The sequence below is a fragment of the Chryseobacterium sp. SSA4.19 genome (assembly GCF_022601875.1).
GTDB lineage: Bacteria > Bacteroidota > Bacteroidia > Flavobacteriales > Weeksellaceae > Chryseobacterium.
Map to the genome: position 1 here is coordinate 55666 of NZ_JAKVIP010000010.1, position 18639 is coordinate 74304.

20 protein-coding genes and 1 riboswitch are annotated in these 18639 nt (G+C 39.5%); of the genes, 7 read left to right on the plus strand and 13 right to left on the minus strand.

What is annotated here, in order from left to right; genetic code table 11:
* The first annotated feature begins 34 nt into the window (after positions 1–34).
* Complete coding sequence (locus MKJ01_RS08835; RefSeq protein ID WP_241614285.1) at positions 35–1276, plus strand: MFS transporter; 1242 nt, start codon at positions 35–37, stop codon at positions 1274–1276.
* 165 nt (positions 1277–1441) lie between these two features.
* Complete coding sequence (locus MKJ01_RS08840) at positions 1442–1636, plus strand: hypothetical protein (RefSeq protein WP_241614286.1); 195 nt, start codon at positions 1442–1444, stop codon at positions 1634–1636.
* Positions 1637–1844: 208 nt separating this feature from the next.
* On the opposite strand, the gene MKJ01_RS08845 is transcribed toward MKJ01_RS08840, so the two are convergent.
* From MKJ01_RS08845 to MKJ01_RS08855, 3 genes are all read right to left on the minus strand, one after another.
* Complete coding sequence (locus MKJ01_RS08845) at positions 1845–3149, minus strand: voltage-gated chloride channel family protein (protein ID WP_241614287.1); 1305 nt, start codon at positions 3147–3149, stop codon at positions 1845–1847.
* A 30-nt stretch (positions 3150–3179) separates the two neighbouring features.
* Positions 3180–3251, minus strand: a riboswitch (Fluoride riboswitch).
* A gap of 12 nt (positions 3252–3263) precedes the next feature.
* Positions 3264–4136, minus strand: coding sequence for a sugar phosphate isomerase/epimerase (locus MKJ01_RS08850; RefSeq protein WP_241614288.1), 873 nt, complete (start codon positions 4134–4136; stop codon positions 3264–3266).
* Complete coding sequence (locus MKJ01_RS08855) at positions 4137–4604, minus strand: acyl-CoA thioesterase (protein WP_241614289.1); 468 nt, start codon at positions 4602–4604, stop codon at positions 4137–4139.
* 79 nt (positions 4605–4683) lie between these two features.
* On the opposite strand from MKJ01_RS08855, the gene MKJ01_RS08860 reads away from it, so the two are divergent.
* Positions 4684–5037, plus strand: a complete 354-nt coding sequence (locus MKJ01_RS08860) for an arsenate reductase family protein (protein ID WP_241614290.1) — start codon at positions 4684–4686, stop codon at positions 5035–5037.
* A gap of 365 nt (positions 5038–5402) precedes the next feature.
* Here the strand turns inward: MKJ01_RS08860 and MKJ01_RS08865 are convergent, their stop codons facing one another.
* From MKJ01_RS08865 to idi, 4 genes are all read right to left on the minus strand, one after another.
* The gene (locus MKJ01_RS08865; RefSeq protein WP_241614291.1) at positions 5403–5771 is read right to left on the minus strand and encodes a DUF3060 domain-containing protein; all 369 of its coding nucleotides are present in this window, start codon (positions 5769–5771) and stop codon (positions 5403–5405) included.
* Between the two features lie 112 nt (positions 5772–5883).
* On the minus strand, positions 5884–6960 hold the full coding sequence (gcvT, locus tag MKJ01_RS08870) for a glycine cleavage system aminomethyltransferase GcvT (RefSeq protein ID WP_241614292.1): 1077 nt from the start codon (positions 6958–6960) through the stop codon (positions 5884–5886).
* A gap of 17 nt (positions 6961–6977) precedes the next feature.
* Positions 6978–7451, minus strand: coding sequence for a hypothetical protein (locus MKJ01_RS08875; protein WP_241614293.1), 474 nt, complete (start codon positions 7449–7451; stop codon positions 6978–6980).
* Between the two features lie 4 nt (positions 7452–7455).
* A complete protein-coding gene (gene idi, locus MKJ01_RS08880; protein WP_241614294.1) occupies positions 7456–7965 on the minus strand; it encodes an isopentenyl-diphosphate Delta-isomerase in 510 nt (169 codons plus the stop codon).
* Positions 7966–8225: 260 nt separating this feature from the next.
* Between idi and MKJ01_RS08885 the strand changes: the two genes are divergently transcribed.
* On the plus strand, positions 8226–8633 hold the full coding sequence (locus MKJ01_RS08885) for a hypothetical protein (RefSeq protein WP_241614295.1): 408 nt from the start codon (positions 8226–8228) through the stop codon (positions 8631–8633).
* A 62-nt stretch (positions 8634–8695) separates the two neighbouring features.
* Positions 8696–9655 (plus strand): D-2-hydroxyacid dehydrogenase, encoded by a 960-nt coding sequence (locus MKJ01_RS08890; RefSeq protein WP_241614296.1) that lies wholly within the window; start codon positions 8696–8698, stop codon positions 9653–9655.
* 49 nt (positions 9656–9704) lie between these two features.
* On the opposite strand, the gene mscL is transcribed toward MKJ01_RS08890, so the two are convergent.
* Positions 9705–10094: a large conductance mechanosensitive channel protein MscL gene (gene mscL / locus MKJ01_RS08895; protein WP_241614298.1), complete on the minus strand. Its 390-nt coding sequence runs from the start codon at positions 10092–10094 to the stop codon at positions 9705–9707.
* A 182-nt stretch (positions 10095–10276) separates the two neighbouring features.
* Between mscL and MKJ01_RS08900 the strand changes: the two genes are divergently transcribed.
* Complete coding sequence (locus MKJ01_RS08900) at positions 10277–11788, plus strand: NAD(P)H-hydrate dehydratase (RefSeq protein WP_241614299.1); 1512 nt, start codon at positions 10277–10279, stop codon at positions 11786–11788.
* Between the two features lie 124 nt (positions 11789–11912).
* Here MKJ01_RS08900 and lgt read toward each other — a convergent pair whose 3' ends face one another.
* Positions 11913–12761 carry a prolipoprotein diacylglyceryl transferase gene (gene lgt, locus MKJ01_RS08905; RefSeq protein ID WP_368366347.1) on the minus strand — a complete coding sequence of 283 codons (849 nt, stop codon included), beginning with the start codon at positions 12759–12761 and terminating at the stop codon, positions 11913–11915.
* A gap of 445 nt (positions 12762–13206) precedes the next feature.
* Positions 13207–13443, minus strand: a complete 237-nt coding sequence (gene yidD, locus MKJ01_RS08910; protein WP_241614301.1) for a membrane protein insertion efficiency factor YidD — start codon at positions 13441–13443, stop codon at positions 13207–13209.
* Positions 13444–13636: 193 nt separating this feature from the next.
* On the opposite strand from yidD, the gene MKJ01_RS08915 reads away from it, so the two are divergent.
* Positions 13637–14914: a replication-associated recombination protein A gene (locus MKJ01_RS08915; protein WP_241614302.1), complete on the plus strand. Its 1278-nt coding sequence runs from the start codon at positions 13637–13639 to the stop codon at positions 14912–14914.
* Between the two features lie 48 nt (positions 14915–14962).
* Here the strand turns inward: MKJ01_RS08915 and MKJ01_RS08920 are convergent, their stop codons facing one another.
* The 3 genes from MKJ01_RS08920 to pheA form a co-directional block, all read right to left on the minus strand.
* Positions 14963–15400, minus strand: a complete 438-nt coding sequence (locus MKJ01_RS08920) for a hypothetical protein (RefSeq protein WP_241614303.1) — start codon at positions 15398–15400, stop codon at positions 14963–14965.
* Between the two features lie 116 nt (positions 15401–15516).
* Complete coding sequence (locus MKJ01_RS08925) at positions 15517–17736, minus strand: DUF2339 domain-containing protein (protein ID WP_241614304.1); 2220 nt, start codon at positions 17734–17736, stop codon at positions 15517–15519.
* Between the two features lie 53 nt (positions 17737–17789).
* Positions 17790–18638, minus strand: a complete 849-nt coding sequence (gene pheA, locus MKJ01_RS08930) for a prephenate dehydratase (protein WP_241614305.1) — start codon at positions 18636–18638, stop codon at positions 17790–17792.
* Between the last annotated feature and the right edge of the window lies 1 nt (position 18639).

An 18639-nucleotide genomic window follows, 5' to 3' on the forward strand; every position in this document is an offset into this window, starting at 1 on the left:
AAGGTTTTTTATTTTTAGCAAAATTTAAATTTCAATGAAGGAACTTTCCTTATCTTCAAAATTAAAGTATATTTTTTCTATTCCCGTGATCATTTCCGCTTTAGGATACTTTGTAGACATCTATGATTTGCTGCTGTTCGGTATTGTAAGAATTCCCAGTTTAAAAGCCTTAGGGCTCAATCCTGACATTGACGGAACATTCATCCTGAACTGTCAGATGGTCGGCCTGCTGATAGGTGGTGTATTCTGGGGAATATTTGGAGATAAGAAGGGAAGGCTTTCTGTGCTCTTCGGATCTATTTTAGTATACTCTCTGGCGAATATCGCTTGTGGCTTCCTGCCGTATTTTCCAAAAGAACATTTGGTGTATCAGTACGCAGGATTAAGATTTATTGCGGGTATTGGGCTTGCGGGTGAACTCGGAGCGGGAATTACGCTTGTTTCTGAAAGCCTGCCAAAGAGTTTAAGGGCCATTGGTACTTCCGTCGTTGCCGGTTTTGGATTGATGGGTGCGGTAGTGGCACAACTTACCGTTGAATTAGCAGGTGGCTGGAACATTTCCTACATCGTCGGCGGGATTTTGGGAATTATGCTTTTATTTCTGAGAATCAGCGTGGCAGAATCCGGAATTTATAAAAATATAGAGCATAAATCGGTTTCGAAAGGGAATTTTCTTTCTTTTTTCACTCATAAAGACCGCTTGACACGGTATCTGAAATTCATTGCCGTAGGACTGCCTACCTGGTTCTGCATCGGGATTCTGGCCGTTCTTGCCAACCAGTTCGCTCCCGAGTTGGGCATCAGTGATCTGAACCCCGGGAAAGCTATTATGTGGGCATATGTTGGTATTTCAATAGGAGATTTGCTCAGCGGTTTTATTTCCCAGGCTTTAAAATCAAGAAAAATGGCGATCTTTTATATGCTGGTCTTTACCATTATCGGGGTCGCAATTATGCTTTTTGGTAATACCGATACAGAAACCAAATATTATTTTTTCTGTGTATGGCTGGGATTGGGAACAGGCTATTGGGCCATGTTTGTAACTTTGGCAGCAGAGCAGTTTGGTACCAATATCAGAAACACGGCAACCACTACGGTTCCGAACATGGTTCGCGGACTGGTGCCGGCCATGATCTTTGCATTTGATTTTTTTAAAAATAATTTTTCAGTGGTTGTAAGTGCTGCCATTTTAGGCGCAATCGTCTTTGGGCTGGCCTTTTACGCTTCACTGACCATCTCAGAAACACATGATAAAGACCTAGAGTTCATAGAATGAATTTAATGTGTTTAAAAATATTTGCAGATATTTTGCGTTTACTCTATAAGTAAGTGTAACGAAATAAATAAATTATAAAAATTATATTAAATTATGCTTTGAATAATAAATATTTGTTTAACTTTGAAATAACTAAATCTTAATATTAATTTAAAACCAGTCACAATGCAAAACAACATTTTAAAGAACGCCAAAAAACTTAGAAAAGAAGATCTGAAAAATATTGTAGGAGGAATCGGTAAAGGCGGTTCTTTAGGAACTCCGGATCTTTCACTTTGCGGATGCAGCTGTACGGGAGCGGTTACAGGCCCTAAATACTGCTCATCTTATATTGCATGTCCGCAGGTAATTACCTGCTAACAGATAATCAGAATTATTTCAACAAGAAATAAACATTTCCACATTTAATACGCAAAAGCCTTTTGGATATTCCGGAAGGCTTTTGTAATAGTGATCCTACAATTCTTTTTTTAGAAGCTGTTTCCCGCTTTCCATTGCAATCTTTTTTTTCAAAAAAGGATTTTCATTGCAATCGGGGCTAACTGATGCATCACATTCCTGAATGAAATCACAGATCGGAAAAACTTTTATCCCGGTCAGACCGGTACCGGCTGTTCTTTTCTTCACCGATTTTCTGTTTGGAATAAATACTGTTCCGACCGGAAAAAAGATAAGAAACAATGCAGGCAATGGCCACATACACTCCGCATTCTGCACCGAACAGTTCAATGCCCATCAGCAAACAGGCGAGAGGCGTATTCGTGGCTCCGGCAAATACGGCGACAAATCCCATCCCTGCCAGCAGGCCGGACGGAAGCGGGATAACTAATGAAATGGCACTGCCTAAAGCGGCACCGATAAAGAACAAAGGGGTCACTTCTCCGCCTTTAAACCCTGCGGCTAGGGTAATGACGGTAAAAACCAGTTTTAAAGCAAAATCATATGGTGGAAGCTGCCTGTCAAAAGATTCCAGGATTGTTGGGATTCCCAACCCGATATATCGGGAGGTTCCCATTGCAAAAACCAATAACATAATAAGGATTCCGCCTGTAAACGGACGAAGAGGAGGGTAAGTGATGTATAATCTGAAAATGGCGCTTATCCGGTGAAGCATTTTACTGAAGGTAGCTGCGCAGATTCCAAAGGTGATGCCTGCAAGAATGCTGTAAAGTATAGGCAGGAATTCAAGCTTAGGAACCAGGTCAATATGGTAATGCGTATGTTTTGCATTCCAGATGCTGGTCACCAAATCTGCCGAGATTGCCGAAGCAAAAGCAGGAAATAGAGCATTGTACCGGATTTTCCCAACGAGAAAAACTTCCAGGCCAAATACGGCACCTGCCAAAGGTGTTCCGAAAACGGAACCGAACCCTGCCGCAATGGCTGAAATCAACAGGATTTTTCTATCGTTATTACTGAGTTTAAAAGGTTTCGCCAGCTGATCGGCAATCGCTCCCGCCATTTGTAAAGCCGTACCTTCACGTCCTGCCGAGCCCCCGAAAAAATGAGTGACCAGTGTTCCCAGATAAACAAAAGGAGCCATTTTAAAAGGAATAGTTTTTCCCGGGTTATGAATGTTTTCAAGCAGCAGATTATTTCCGCCTTCTACATCCTTTCCGAAATAATGATATAAAGCGCCAATCAAAAATCCGGCAACAGGCAATAAATAAATCAGCCATAGATGGTTTTCCCTGAAATCCGTTGCCCACTGAAGAGATGTTAAAAAACCTGCGGAAGCCGTTCCCGCCAGTGCTCCGACGATAAGGCTGAGGCAAAGCCATTTTACAATATAAGGCAAAGCCGGATATTTTCTGAAGAAAAACCTGAGGTGGAATTTGGTTGTATTGCTGAATGCTCTCTGATGCTTAGACATAACTTTCCTGATCAATTACTGTTGATAATTTATTAATCAGGCGTCATCAGCCTCGTTGAAACGGGCGGTTGGGTAAGGAAGAACACCATTTCCTTTGGAACGCAAAGATAAATATTATTTTAAAAAGAACCGGTTTTCCGAAATATACTTTTTACTGATCAGTATGCTTTCAAACATATCTTTATCACTGGAGTCCTGTTCCAGGAACCAATAATCAAGGCCTGCCGTTTCTCCTGCTTCAAAAATTCTTTTAAAATCAATCGTTCCTTTTCCGATTTCAGCAAAATCCTTAGAACCGACTTTCATGTCCTTGACGTGCCACAACGGAAATCTCTTAGGATACTTTTCAAAATACACCAGCGGATCAAATCCTGCTTTTGAAATCCAGTACAGATCCAGCTCCATCTTTACCAAGTCAGGTGATGAATTTTCAAGAATATAATCATAAATATTCTGATGGTCATCAAACTTTTCAAACTCAAAATCATGGTTGTGGTATGCCAACTGTATTCCTGCGTGCTTGGTGGTTTCTCCTGAACGATTCAGCAAATCCGGTAATTTCCGGTAATTTTCTAGGGTTCTTTCTTCAGGAAAAAGGTAGGAACAAACCATATATTTTACCCCGATCTCATGCATATCTGCCACCGATTGTTTCCAATCTTCTAACAAAGTACCTTTCTCAGCATGAAGAATTCCGGTCGTATGGTGAGAACTGATTACTTTTAAACCTGTATTCTTTAAAATAGTCTGAAATTCATGTTTAGTTTTCCCAAAGAAACTTCCGTTATAGCCATAAATTTCAAGTTCGGTAAAACCTAAATGTGCCAGTCTCTCCAGCGTTTTTTCCGGATTTTCGGCAATGGCATCACGGACAGTGTATAATTGTATTCCCAATGTTGTTTTATGATTCTTAAAATTTGAAATTCCGCAGGAATAAAGACCTAAAAACCCCAATGAAGAAAGCTGTATAAAATCTCTTCTTTGCATTTATAAAAAAGGTTTCATTTCATCTTCAATCTGAGTCCGGAGCTCCATCAGGCGTATCGCATAGCGTTCATTCTGCTTCTCGTCGTCGGTTTCAGGAATCCATTTCGGAACGGGAAGTTTTTTTCCGTTCTCATCTACCGCTACAAAAACAATGATGCAGTGTGTTTTCTTATCAAATTTCGGCTGCTTGAGGTTTCTGGAGAAGACGTTGATGGAAATATGCATGCTCGAAGAACCGGTATAAATGACCTGTGCTTCCACTTTTACAATTTCCCCGATCTTAATAGGTTCATAAAAACGGATCCCGCCGACATACACCGTTACGGAATAATTGCCGCTCCATGTCGTTGCACAGGCATATCCGGCCTGGTCGATCCATTTCATCACACTTCCTCCATGAACGTTTCCACCATAGTTGACATCGGAAGGCTCGGAAATAAACTGGAAGGTGATTGGTTTGTTGTCCATTTTAAAATTTTAATAAAGATATTTAATAATTTTTAAAATCCTATATTTAAGCTCAATTTTGAAAAGTAAATCATTATCAATGAAAAAAGTATTTTATCTCAATACCTGTGACACCTGCAGGAAAATCCTGGGGCAGTTCAATTTAACAGGCTGGGAGCTTCGTGAAATTAAAAAAGAACCGATGACACAGGAAGAGCTGGAGGCAATGTATAGTCTGACACAATCTTACGAAGCTTTAATAAACAAAAAATCAACACAGATCAAATTAAGGGAGCTTGATATAAAAACTTTGGGAGAAAATGATTTTAAAGAATTGCTTCTGGACCACTATACGTTTTTAAAACGTCCTGTTTTTCTTACGGATGACCATATTTTTACAGGAAATGACAAGAAGAATCTGGAGAAACTGAAGGAATTTATGAGCAATAACTAAGTTTCGTAGATTCTGAAAACTATGAGGTTTTTATGCGATGAAAAATACTGAATTTTTTAGTCTGGCTTACGGTGATTTTAAACGGATGTATTATCATCGGGTTTTGAAACTCGTTAGGTTTTGCTGTCCTCTGGAAGTCCGGAGGCTTAAAGAAAAGCTGCATCCTAGCCCGGATAGGAACGGCATCCTTTTTTGTTTTTTACCGAACCTTGATTATTACCGGACAAAAGCGGTTAAAACAAAAAAGATACAGTGGATAGCCGGATTAAGCTTCTGAAAACCATTTTGTAAAAGTTAGTCATTAAAAATAAAAAAGGCTTTGGTTCCCTTGAATCCAAAGGCTTTTTATTAAGATTGAAATAGTATTATTTCTTACGGACGCTGTTTCCCACACCATTGGAAGATACGGCCGGTTTACCGTTTTTATTGGGCGAGGTACCGTAGAAGATTTTGTTGTCGGTTCCTTCTACGGAAATCCGTGAGATTTTGTCGGTATAGACTGTATTTCCGGAGCCCGACACTTCCAGCCTTGAGACATATCCCTTAATGGTAATGATATTCTTTACGCCTGAAATCACTGCCGTTACTCCATTCGAAGAGTAGTTTTTTGTCTGTCCGACGCCGTCTACAGTGATAGTTCCGGCGTTCTGGCTATCTGTACCCGACTGGGCACAGGCGAAGTGCATACCGAATACAAGGATCCCTAAGGCGGCTGTTTTTTTCAGAATTTCCATATGGTGATATTTTAGTGAAAATGTGGTACAATAAAAATGCCAGTGGTTGAAAACGGCATAAAAAAACCGTCCTGCGATGGTGCAGAACGGTTTGTTATCCTTAAATTTCCGTTTATACAAAAGGAGCCTTCACTACTTTGGCAGGAATATTCTTGTTTCTTACCTGGATGAAAATTTCAGATCCTAATTTGAAATGAGGTTTGTCCACATACGCCAATCCTAAACCGATTTTTTTCATCGGAGACTGTGTCCCCGAAGTTACTTTTCCGATTACATTTCCTTCAGCATCTACCACAGGGTAATCATGTCTCGGAACGCCTTTATCCGTAAGTTCGAAACCGACTAATTTTCTGGTAATTCCTTCTTCTTTCTGTTTAGCAAAAGTATCTTTAGAAAGGAAATCTTTATCAAATTTTGTAATCCATCCCAATCCTGCTTCAATTGGTGAAGTGGTGTCATCAATATCATTTCCGTACAGGCAGAATCCTTTTTCAAGTCTTAAGGTATCTCTTGATGCCAATCCGCACGGAATGATTCCTTCTTCTGCTCCGGCTTCAATAATGGCATCCCAAAGTTTCTGTGCAGATTCGTTTTTAAAATAAATCTCGAAACCTCCGCTTCCGGTATAACCTGTGTTGGAAATAATCACATCATTTTCCCCGGCCACAGAGCCCACGGTAAAATGATAATAAGGGATTTCAGAAAGATTGGTTTCCGTCAATTTCTGAAGAATTTCAGTAGCTTTCGGACCTTGAACTGCCAATAGTGACATCTCGTCTGAAGCGTTCGTCATTTTTGCCCCGAATGTATTATATTTTGAAATATGGTTCCAGTCTTTTTCAATATTTGAAGCATTCACCACCACAAAATATTTATCATCTTCCATTTGGTAAACGATAAGGTCGTCTACAATCCCGCCGTTTTCGTTCGGAAGACATGAATATTGTGCCTTTCCGTTTTCAAGAGCATCCACATTATTGGTGGTTACAAATTGTAAAAGATCCTTAGATCCCTGGCCTTCCACGAAAAACTGTCCCATATGGGAAACATCGAACAGACCTGCTTTTTCCCTTACAGCAAAATGCTCTTCAGTAACTCCGGAATATTGCACAGGCATTTCAAAGCCTGCAAAAGGTACGATTTTAGCTCCTAAAGAAACATGTTTGTCGTACAATGCTGTTTTCTTCATTTTTAATTTTTATTGTATTATTTTATTTTAAAACTGTCAAACGCTTCATTAAAAAGCGTCATATAATTCCCGTTCCAATATTTCTGTCCGCAATTCACTGAGATCAGGAAAAGGTCTTTGTCTTTCTGAAAAACACGGGTACGCCAGATCAGCTTTTCTTTCTGATCCGTATACTCATAAAAATATTCTGTATAGCCTTTCTTGCCATTTCTGCTTTTTACATTTTTTTCGTCATCTGAAGACTTATAAAGTGCAAGAATAAACTTTTTGGTTTCTTCTTTAGGAAGGTTCAGTCCATGGTATTCTGAGATGGTAATTGCACCGATATGGTTATCCGGGAAAATATTAATAATGTTGTCATCATCGGTCACTTTCCATGCGTCCGGCAGGGTAATGGAATAATTCTGACTTTCGTACACTTTCGTAGAAGCTGATTGGGCAAAAGAGAAAACTGCTGTATATAAAAATAGTGCCGACAGGATTTTTTTCATGGGATTAAAGTTGGTGCTTATATTCTTCCAGAATAATTTTAAACCATTCGGTGAAGTTTTCAGGTTTTTCAGCCATTTCTTTATCAAGTTCTTCCATAGAAATATACTTTACTTCTTCCACTTCTTCACGGTTCAGCATGAATTCGTTTTCAAAAGTTCCTGAAAAAACATGGTCAAGCTCATGCTCCCAAAGTCCGTTTCCTACATCTGCTTTATAAATGAAACTGAATTTTTGTGAAAGCTCAGCCTCAATTCCCAACTCTTCTTTCAGTCTTCGTTGTGCACCTTCCAGATAAGTTTCTTCGATTCTAGGATGAGAACATACGGCATTGGTCCATTTTAACGGGGAATGATATTTTCCGGAAGCTCTTTTCTGCAACAGCATTTCACCTTTTTTGTTAAACAGGAATACAGAAAAAGCCCGGTGTAATAAACCGTTGACGTGAGCCTGCTGCTTTTCCATTGAGCCGAGAATTTTATCTTCAGGATTAACTAAAACTACGAATTCTTCCATTTCTACAAATGTAAGAGTAATAAATGTATTTTGGAAATTTTTGGTTAAACATCATATTTTTTGGTTTTATATGCGTATAAAGAACGAATGTGATGAATTGTGAACAGGTACAAAGGTATTCCTGTGATTAATGATCTTAAGAATACCATGATAGGATTGTTTTTACAATACCAGGCTTTACTGCGAAAAAATGAATATATATTAAGTTTAACAAACCTCTTTACTATAAAAAACATAACTTTGTTATTCAATTTTTTAAAATGGAATTAGAATATAAAGCCCACATCAGTCCGATCCTGAAGGATGGTGTAAAAAATTATTTAATTGATATAGACGGAACCATCACAGAAGATGTTCCTAATGAAGAACCGGAAAGAATGGTCACCTGTGAGCCTTTTCCGGACGCTCTGGAAACCATTAACAGATGGTATGATGAAGGACATCAGATCTGTTTTTTCACATCGAGAACAGAAGATCTTAAGCAAATAACTATTGACTGGCTTGACAGGCATGGATTCCGGTATCACAGCGTTTTATGCGGGAAGCCGAGAGGTGGGAATTACCACTGGATCGATAATCACCTGGTAAGGGCAACGAGATACAAAGGGAAATTTACGGATCTTGTTGAAAAGCAGGTGACCATTGAGGTCTTTAAGGAAGAAGAATAAAATTTAAAATAAGATTAAACGATTAATTAAAGATTAAGTAATTTTAAAATCAGCAAAAGTATATGAAAGTGTTAGCAAACGACGGCTTGGATCAATCCGGTATTGATGCCCTGACTGAAAAAGGTTTTGAAGTGATTACTGAAAAAGTTCCTCAGGAGCTTTTGGCGGATTATATCAATGTGCATAAAATCCGTACCATTCTGGTGCGCAGTGCAACGCAGGTAAGAAAGGATATGATCGACAGCTGTCCCTCATTGGAGATCATCGGCAGGGGAGGCGTAGGTATGGATAATATAGATGTTGATTACGCAAGGGAAAAAGGGATCCATGTCATCAATACTCCTTCGGCAAGTTCAGAGTCGGTTGCGGAACTGGTGTTTGCCCATCTGTTTTCAGGAGCTAGATTTTTGCAGGATTCCAACAGGAAAATGCCTGTAGTGGGAGATACTGAGTTTGCTGCTCTGAAAAAATCATATGCTGCGGGGATTGAACTGAAAGGAAAGACTATCGGGATCATCGGAATGGGAAGAATCGGGCAGGAAGTGGCAAAAATTGCTTTAGGATTGGGAATGAGAGTAGTGGCAGCAGATAACAATATAGGAAAAGCGAGCATAAAGGTTACATTTTACAATAAGCAGTTCATCAATGTGGACATAGAAACGGAACCGCTTCAGGATGTTCTTCAGCATGCGGATTTTATTACGCTTCATGTTCCGGCTCAGAAAGACGGTTATATGATCGGGAAAAAAGAGTTTGAAATGATGAAAGACGGAGTAGCAATTGTCAATTGTTCAAGAGGCGGGGTAATTGATGAAACGGCTTTAATCGAAGCTTTAAACTCGGGAAAAGTGAAATTTGCAGGATTGGACGTTTTCATTAATGAACCTACGCCTTCAAAAGAAATACTGAGCCATTCAAAAATCTCTTTGACTCCCCATACAGGAGCGTCCACTCTGGAAGCACAGGATAGAATCGGTCTTTCCCTGGCAGAGCAGATTTCAAGCATTTTACAGATCCAATAATAGGATTAAAAGACAAACAAAGCACTTCAATTACTGAAGTGCTTTGCTTTTATAGACTGTTTTTAGTTTTCAGTAAATCTCTGATTTCCATTAACAGCTTCTGATCTTCAGTAGGGCCTGCCGGTGCGGCTGGCTTAGGATCAGGTTTTCTGTTAAGGCTGTTCACTCCTTTGATCAGCAGGAACAAAACAAAAGCAACAATTATAAAACTGATGACGGATGACAGGAAATTACCATATTTAACCCCTTCCCACGAAAGCTCTGCAATATTTTTCACGTTGGCTTTCTCTAAGGCAGGGTTCAGGAGTAGTGGCGTAATAATATCATCCACAAAAGATTTTACGATGGCACTGAATGCAGCACCTATGATGACACCGACTGCCAGATCCAGTACATTGCCTTTAAATGCAAATTCTTTAAATTCTTTAATAAATCCCATAATTAGTTTTTTATGCGTTATCATAACAAAAATAGCATTTTAAAAGGTATGAAATATAATTTTCGTAATTTTTATAACATGGTAAAAATGAATAATTATAAAATCTGATACTTTTAATTGGTCATACCCTGCTGTATGGCAGGTTGGAATTTCTTTTGTAAATTGCTTATAAAAGCATTATAATGAAGATTTTCACCGCACAGCAGATCCGGAATTGTGACCATTATACCATAGAAAATGAACCTGTGACTTCCATTCAGCTGATGGAGCGTGCCGCGCAGGCATGCGCAGACTGGATTTCGGAACATTGCAGCCACCACAGGAATTTTGCTGTTTTCTGCGGAAGCGGAAATAATGGAGGCGATGGTTTTGCTGTAGCCCGAATGTTATATACTAAAGGTTTTGATGTGGACGTCTTTACCAATTCCAAAGCCGACTTTTCTCCCGATGCCCAAAGCAATTTTAAAAATGTAAAAGAGATTGCCGGTATTAGGGTCAGAGATTTTAAAGAGGCCGAAAATTACCGTTTTGATAACAGGACTGTAATTATCGATGCGCTGCTTGGAACCGGACTGTCGAGAGATGTGGAAGGAGAGATGAAAGAATTGATCACCTTCTTAAACTCACAGAACAATATTAAAATTTCAATAGATATTCCTTCGGGGCTTTTTGCCGATACGATTTCTTCTGATGATGCCACTATTTTTACGGCAGATTATACCTTGAGCTTCCAATTCTGGAAAAAAGCATTTCTTCATCCCGAAACAGGAAAACACGCAGGAAAAGTTCATATTCTGGATATCCGGTTAAGTGAAGAATATATTTCAGCAACTGAAACGGATGATTTTGTCATTCATGAAATGGTTAAAGATATTTTTAAACCGCGGAATGAATTTTCTCATAAAGGAACCTACGGAAAAGTTACGATTATCGGAGGAAGCTATGGTAAAATAGGCGCGGCGGTTCTGGCTACGAAAGCTGCTTTGAAAACCGGTGCCGGACTTACTTTTACTCTGGCTCCGAAGTGTGGGTATGAGATCCTGCAAACTTCCAATCCTGAAGCCATGTTTATTGAAGGAGGGAATGATTTTATAGATACTATTGAAGTGGATGAACATTCTGTATTGGGAATAGGCCCCGGTTTGGGAACAGCGCAAGAAACAGCAAAAAGCTTTCTGAAATTTCTGAAAGCCTATTCAAAGCCGTTAATTCTAGATGCAGATGCACTGAATATTATTTCAGAAGATGCAGAAAATATAAAGCTTATTCCTAAGAAGTCTATTATTACGCCGCATCCGAGAGAGTTTGAGCGACTGTTCGGGACAACAGAAAATTCTTTTATAAGACTGGAGCTGGCAAAAAAGAAAGCAAAGGAAATGAATATTTATATAATACTGAAAGACCATCATACACAGGTCATCACTCCGCAGGGACAGGTGTTTTATAACATCACAGGAAATTCGGGATTGGCAAAAGGAGGAAGCGGGGATATTCTGACGGGAATCCTAACTTCTTTTTTAGCACAGAACTATTCTGAAAAAGATGCTGCTCTTTTGGGCGTATGGTTCCATGGGAAAGCTGCGGAATATACTGCCGAAAAATGTTCTAAAGAAGCCATGCTTCCGACAGATGTGATCCATGCATTCGGAAATGTATTTCAAGAACTCGAAAGGAAAACAACAAGGATATTTTAATAAAAAATTGTCATAATCTGGAATAGCAACAAGCTTTTACCTGCAAAAAGCAGGTCTATAATCATACAAACCTGCTTTTTTATGAAGTCCCATCAGTTGACGGTTCTGAAATTTAATTTTATACTTAGTCCGGTTTCTCGTTCTGCTCTTTCGTGATCGTGAATTTTTTGGAGATGATCATAATAACAACTCCGGCAATCATGAAAGGAATGGAAAGCACCTGGCCGGTATTCAATCCTCCAAACTGGATAAATTCATCACCCTGAGGCTCTTTCAGGAATTCCACGAAGAACCGGATTGCCCACAGAATAATAAAGAATAGGCCGAATAACCATCCCTGCTGGTATTTTTTGTTGGTTTTCCGATACAGAATCCATAAGATCACAAACAGGCAGACATATCCGAAAGCTTCAAACAGCTGTGCAGGATATCTCGGAACGGTAAGGCCATATTCACTGCTCTGCTGCGGGAAAAGGATGGCAAAAGGAGAGTTGGGATCAACAGGCTTTCCGATAATTTCAGAATTGAAAAAGTTACCCAGCCTTACAAAAGCACCTCCTAAAGACACAACGATTCCTAAACGGTCATACACCCAGAAAGGGTTTTTTCTGATGATTTTAAATGAATAATAAAGCGTTGTAAAAATCAGTGCAATCGTTGCGCCGTGGCTGGCCAATCCTGAAAATCCGGTGAACTTAAACCCGTTTTTGGTGCTTATCGGTAAAAATACGCTCCAGAAATCTTCTTTGAAAAGTTCAGGCTGATAAAAGATCACATGGCCCATTCTGGCACCCAGGATTGTTCCGATCAAAGTCCAGGTAAAAAGCGGCTCCAGGTATTTCTGATTAACATTATCAATTTTGAACATCCTGTTCATTAAAATGTAACCGAAACCAAACGCGAAAATAAACATCAGGCTGTAAAAATGCAGCGTAATTGGACCTAATTGAATTCCTTTTGAAGGATTCCAGATCTTATACGTTGTTTCCAGGCTAACGGAATCACCGGCTGCTATCGCTTTGTCTGTTTTTACGGCATACCTGAAAGTATCGATGTTTTCTTTGGTTGGTGAAGTTTCAATGGGTTTTAAATTCTTATCCAGAAACTGGTATTTCGCATCCTTAAACTTTGCCAGTGTTAAAGCCGTAAAATTAAAATAGGCAGGCTCGAAATTAGACTCGTTCAGAATAACCAGAACATTCCCGTCTACTTTTCTGTCCGGAAATACATTCAGGTCTGAGAGTTCTGTTGTAGCATACACCTTAACAGGAACATCAGCAGCATTTACCTTTAAAGTGGCATCAGACATTCCGTCAGGATAATTTTGTGCAAAAAATAATTGGGTAATCAGCGCAAAGAATACGAGATAAAATCTGAAAAAAATATTATTCATTTCTATTTTTTTAGTAGTTTATTTTTTAATGATTGTGTTTTGGCGGAACAGGATCGTAGCCGCTTCCTCCCCATGGGTGACATTTTGAAATTCTTCTCATCCCCATCCAGAACCCTTTGAAAATACCATGAACCTGCAGGGCTTCTACCATGTAATGTGAACAGGTAGGTTCATACCGGCAGTTTTTTGGCAGTAACGGAGAGATGCACCATTGGTAAATTTTGATCAGGATTACCAGAGGGAAAGTGATTATTTTGTTCAATACAGGTTTCAAAACACTGCAAAAATAGCGTAAAAAATTGAAAATTAGTTTAAATTTGTTAGAAGTTTCGGGATTGCAGAAACCGGTTCACCGGATTGATTCCGGTGTTTTCCTGTTGGTAACTTTGTAGATTAAGAACATCCATTGCAGTCATCACAAAGCTTGAAAATAGACCCTTTAAATCTGAACGATCTTGAATCAAAATATTCCATTAGCTGAAAAATTAAGACCCAGAACGCTGGGCGATGTGCTGGGCCAAGAACACCTCACCGGTGAAAAAGGCACGATACGTAAAATGCTTGAGAACAATTCTCTCAATTCCCTCATTTTCTGGGGGCCTCCCGGGACCGGAAAAACAACACTTGCTGAAATTGTTTCAGAGAAATCAGGCAGGAAATTTTATAAGCTTTCCGCTGTTTCTTCCGGAGTGAAAGATGTAAGAGATGTGATCGAAGACGCCAAAAAACAGAATCTTTTTTCCGGTAAATCCCCGATTCTGTTTATTGACGAAATCCACCGGTTCAATAAATCCCAGCAGGATTCTCTGCTGCATGCGGTTGAAAAAGGCTGGATCGTCCTGATTGGCGCCACCACGGAAAATCCGAGTTTTGAAGTGGTCTCCGCTTTGCTTTCCAGAAGTCAGGTGTATATCCTCAAATCATTAACCTATGAAAAGCTGGAAGAGCTGATTGATATTGCGCTGGAAAGGTTTAACAAGGATGAAAAGACAGATTTTAAAATCATTGAAAAAGAAGCGTTCATCCAGTATTCCGGCGGCGACGCAAGAAAGCTTATCAATTCGGTGGAGTTGGTGTTAAACCAGCATAAAAACTCTCCATTGTCTGAAATTAACAATGAAGCCGTCCTTGAAGTTTTACAGGAGACGATGGCGCTGTATGATAAAAACGGCGAACAGCATTATGATATTATTTCGGCGTTCATCAAATCCATGCGTGGAGGCGATCCTAATGGTGCAGTCTATTGGCTGGCCAGGATGATTGCGGGTGGTGAAGATATCAAGTTCATTGCCAGGAGAATGCTGATCCTGGCAGCGGAAGATGTCGGGTTGGCCAATCCGAATGCGCTGGTCATCGCAAATAACTGCTTTCAGGCGGTGAATGTGATCGGCAATCCCGAGGCAAGAATTATTTTAAGTGAAACAGCAGTATATCTTGCTGTTTCCCCGAAAAGCAATTCTGCGTATATGGCAATCAATGAGGCGCTGGCTCTGGTGAAAAAGACGGGCAATCTACCCGTGCCCCTTCATCTGAGAAATGCACCGACAAAGCTGATGAAAGACCTGGATTACGGCAAGGAATATAAATATGCGCATTCCTATGAAGGGAATTTTGTGGATCAGGATTTTCTTCCGGAAGAGATCAGGGACATGAAGCTCTATGAGCCGGGTAATAATGCTACAGAAAAAAAGATCTATGAAGAATTAAAGAAAAAATGGAATAATAAATACTAAAAAGGATGCTCGCCTGAGCATCCTTTCATTTAAATATGATCTGAGAAATTACTTTTTTGTGGTAGTGATGGAGACAGCTTTCTGGCCGTTACGGTCTATGACCTGCATATTGTAAAGAAGATCTCCATATACTTTGGTATTCGTATTTTTAAATTCATAGCCGTCAATAAAAACAGGTGTTTGTTCAGGAAGACCGAACTGTACGTTGACCTCTGAAAGTGCTAATCTGTCTATGCTGGTGCCGCTTTTCAGTTTGTATTCCACCAATCCGTTATCTGCAAGATAGCTGAAGTTTTTCAGGTTCTGGGGCAGTTCTGCTGCGGATTTATACGTACGCGTACTCTGTATGGAATTTTTATGATTGGCTGTAAACATATCTACTGTTCCTACAATATCATTAGCAACTGCAAATTTTGCGTTAACGTCTTTCTGTGCAGATGCAGTGGCAGAAGACAGCAGTAAAAAGGAGTAGAATAATTTTTTCATAATCTGGAAATAATAACTATTAAATACTTTATAAATGTACTTATTTTTTGCAAAAAGTAACTAAAATTTTATAATTATTTAATCAATCATGATAAATAAAGTATTTTTATTGTTATTCAGGGCTTTTTTTCCGGTGAATTTTCATTTTTATTTTTATCGATTATATTTTTAATGACCTTTTTGAGTCTCTGGAATATCAATGAGCTGAATAATAAGATCATTCCCAATATAATAAAAGCAATAATCCTGGAAACATTATCCATTTTCCATACATCATAGATGTACAGTTTTAAAATCGTGAGTGCGAGCAGGGTGAAACCTATTTTACTATATTCTGTTTTACTGTTTCTCATCCCTTTGTAAATAAAAGTACTGGCAATAATCGCCCAGATAACAGGAAGATAAAGCAGAGCGAAATGCTTACCTGCTTGGGTAAACTCTGAAAGGTTAGTGGCATTTAAGAGTCCGTAAAGATGGTAGGTTTCAAAACTGGCAGCTGTCACTACAGTACCTGCAAAAATCCAGTAGGATAGCTTTCTTTTGAAAAAGTCGGTAGCGCGGAGGATTTTTACCACAATATAAATAAAAGGAATGAGGTAGCATAAATAAAGAAAATACAGACCGACAGAAATCCTGTTAAGAAGATAGGTTGAAATAAGCCCGGAGCCAGCAATGGAAGTATCGATAATAATGCATATGAACAGTAGATACAAGAGCAGTATTTCCAAAGTGTTGCGTATTCTCAGAGGTTTCCTGAATATCAGCAGGAGAAAAATATAAAAGATGCTGAAAAGTAATGCTATATTGAAGATCACCATTGCTGGCTTTTCCGAAATATGATAGATGATTTCAAGCAGAAAAGATATATAAATGATTCCATAGCTAATGATGCTGAAAACATGCTCAAAGAAATTGGTGTCTTCACTGTTTTCCGGAAGTTTTCTTAGTAAAATTAAATTCACAAAAGTGGTGACCACGGTTACCGAACTTGTCAGGAATACCGGATTAAAGATAATTGCTAAACGTTGCACATCCGCATAAGACGTCCAGCTGATGATCTGCGCAAGAATTACCAGGGGAAATAAGATATAGAAGCACAACCTGAAAATTGAATGGCATGTTTTTTTCCAGATGAATAAAAGCAATGTTGCTTCAATGGCCCAGACACTCGTAATCAAATGGGCCTGGAACTGTAATGCAAAAGCCGTCGTAAAAAGGCCTGCAGCAATTCCAGCGAAAACAGAATAGGCAGTCCCGAAATTTTTCCTTGAATATTCTCTGTAAAGCAACCCCAGATTCACCAGCGCAAAGCCTGCCGGAAAAATGATGACATGCTCATATTGTAACAGGTTAAAAATATAGGCAAGTCCGATAACGCTCGTAAAATTCGTTAATATAAGCATTAAAATGTCAGAAGACAGTAGCGAGCCTTTTCTTAAGTAATTCTGTAAACCGAATGCATAGAAAATAACATAACTGCCGAGATAGAAGTAAATGCCTGAGACCTCTGGTTTTTCAGCAGTCCAGAAAAAAAGATAGCTGTAGGTAAATAGAAAAGAGATCCATCCGATACTTTTCCAGTTTTTCAGATAGGCTATCGCCAGCATTCCGATGTTCAGAACGGTGATGTAAGTAAATAAGAAAAGATAATTGCTTTCTCCCGTGCTGATCATGAGTGGAGCAAGAAATCCGCCTGACAAAGAGAAAATCGTTAAAATCTCACTATTGTAATAGTAGGACAGGAAAAGGGAGAGCAGTGTTATTAAAAAGGTGACCACAAAAGCTGCATTCTGGGAAAATAAGTGATATTCCCTGAAGGCAATCGTAGCAGTAAAGTAAAATACCGCAATGCCACCACCCGTTACAATGGACGAAAAAACAGCATAATTCTTCCGCAGAAAATGACTGATAGTAATCATAACAGCGCCGGATGCAAAACCGATCCCCGCTCTTGCTGTTTCTCCAAGCCAGTTCCTGTCGATTGCGTATTTTACAAAATACCCGATTCCCAGGACCAACGTGAAAATTCCGATAATCGTTAATGCGTTCTGCTTTAAAAATTCAAAGACCATCCCGAACAGATCTTTTTCCTGCTTTTGTTGAATATCTTCAGGTAATAGTGGGGATGCATTCGATAGAGCAGGATGCATTTCAGGATGCAATGGAACCAAAGATTCTGTTTCTGCCGTTTCTGTTTCTTTTATGATTTGGCTATTGCCGCTGAAGTTTTTCTTAAGCTCGGAAATTTCCTTTTCCAGTTTACGTACCCTAGTATTCAGATGGTTAAAAATGATGAAAATGACAACAATTGATATAATGATCAGCGGATACAGCATTGTTAGCTTTTTGGTCAATCAAATATAATCAAATGTTTGCTAAGGCTGTGCCTTTAATGCTCTAGAATAAACTCCTTATAATTGCCTAGAAACCGCGTTTTTGCATCCAGAGCCTCTAATTCCAATAATGCATTATGGTGCAGGGCAGATTCCCATTTTCCTACGACATTAATAAAGAAAAAATAATTGCCCAGTCCGGTTTTCAAAGTCCTTGACTCTATTTTGCTGAGGTTCATTTTCCGCCATGCGAAAACCGAAAGCACCTGGTGGAGACCGCCGGGATGATCTTCAGGCAAAGTAATCAGCAGTCCGGATTTTTCACCCAGGATACTGAGCTTGGTGTTCTCGTATCCGTTCACACCTTTGGAAATGATGATAAACCTGGTGTGGTTCTGATCAGAATCCTGGATATTCCGGTGGATAATTTTCAACCCGTACAGATCGGCGGCAACCTGATTAGCCACTGCCGCCAGATTCCTTTCAGGATGATCGGCAACATGTTTAGCGGCCGCTGCGGTTGAAGAATAGTTCTGTTTTTCAGCCAGATTAAATTTCTGATCTAAAAAGTGAAAGCTTTGGGCCAGCGCCTGCGGATGGGAATAAATCTTTGTAATCTCCTCCACATGGCAATCGGGATGCACCATCAGGTGATGGGCAATCGGCATTACGGCTTCCGCTTCGATGTGTATGTTTTGGATATGATACAGGTAGTCCAGGGTCATGGAAACCGTTCCTTCAATCGAATTCTCCAAAGGGACAACCGCTTTTTCAGCGGTACCGTTTTCTACGGCGAGGAAACAGTCTAAAATATGGGTCTGCGGTACAAGCAAAGCATCCGGAAATAACTGGCTGGCGGCAAGCTGTGTGAAACTCGCCTGCGGTCCTAAAAATGCAATCTTCATA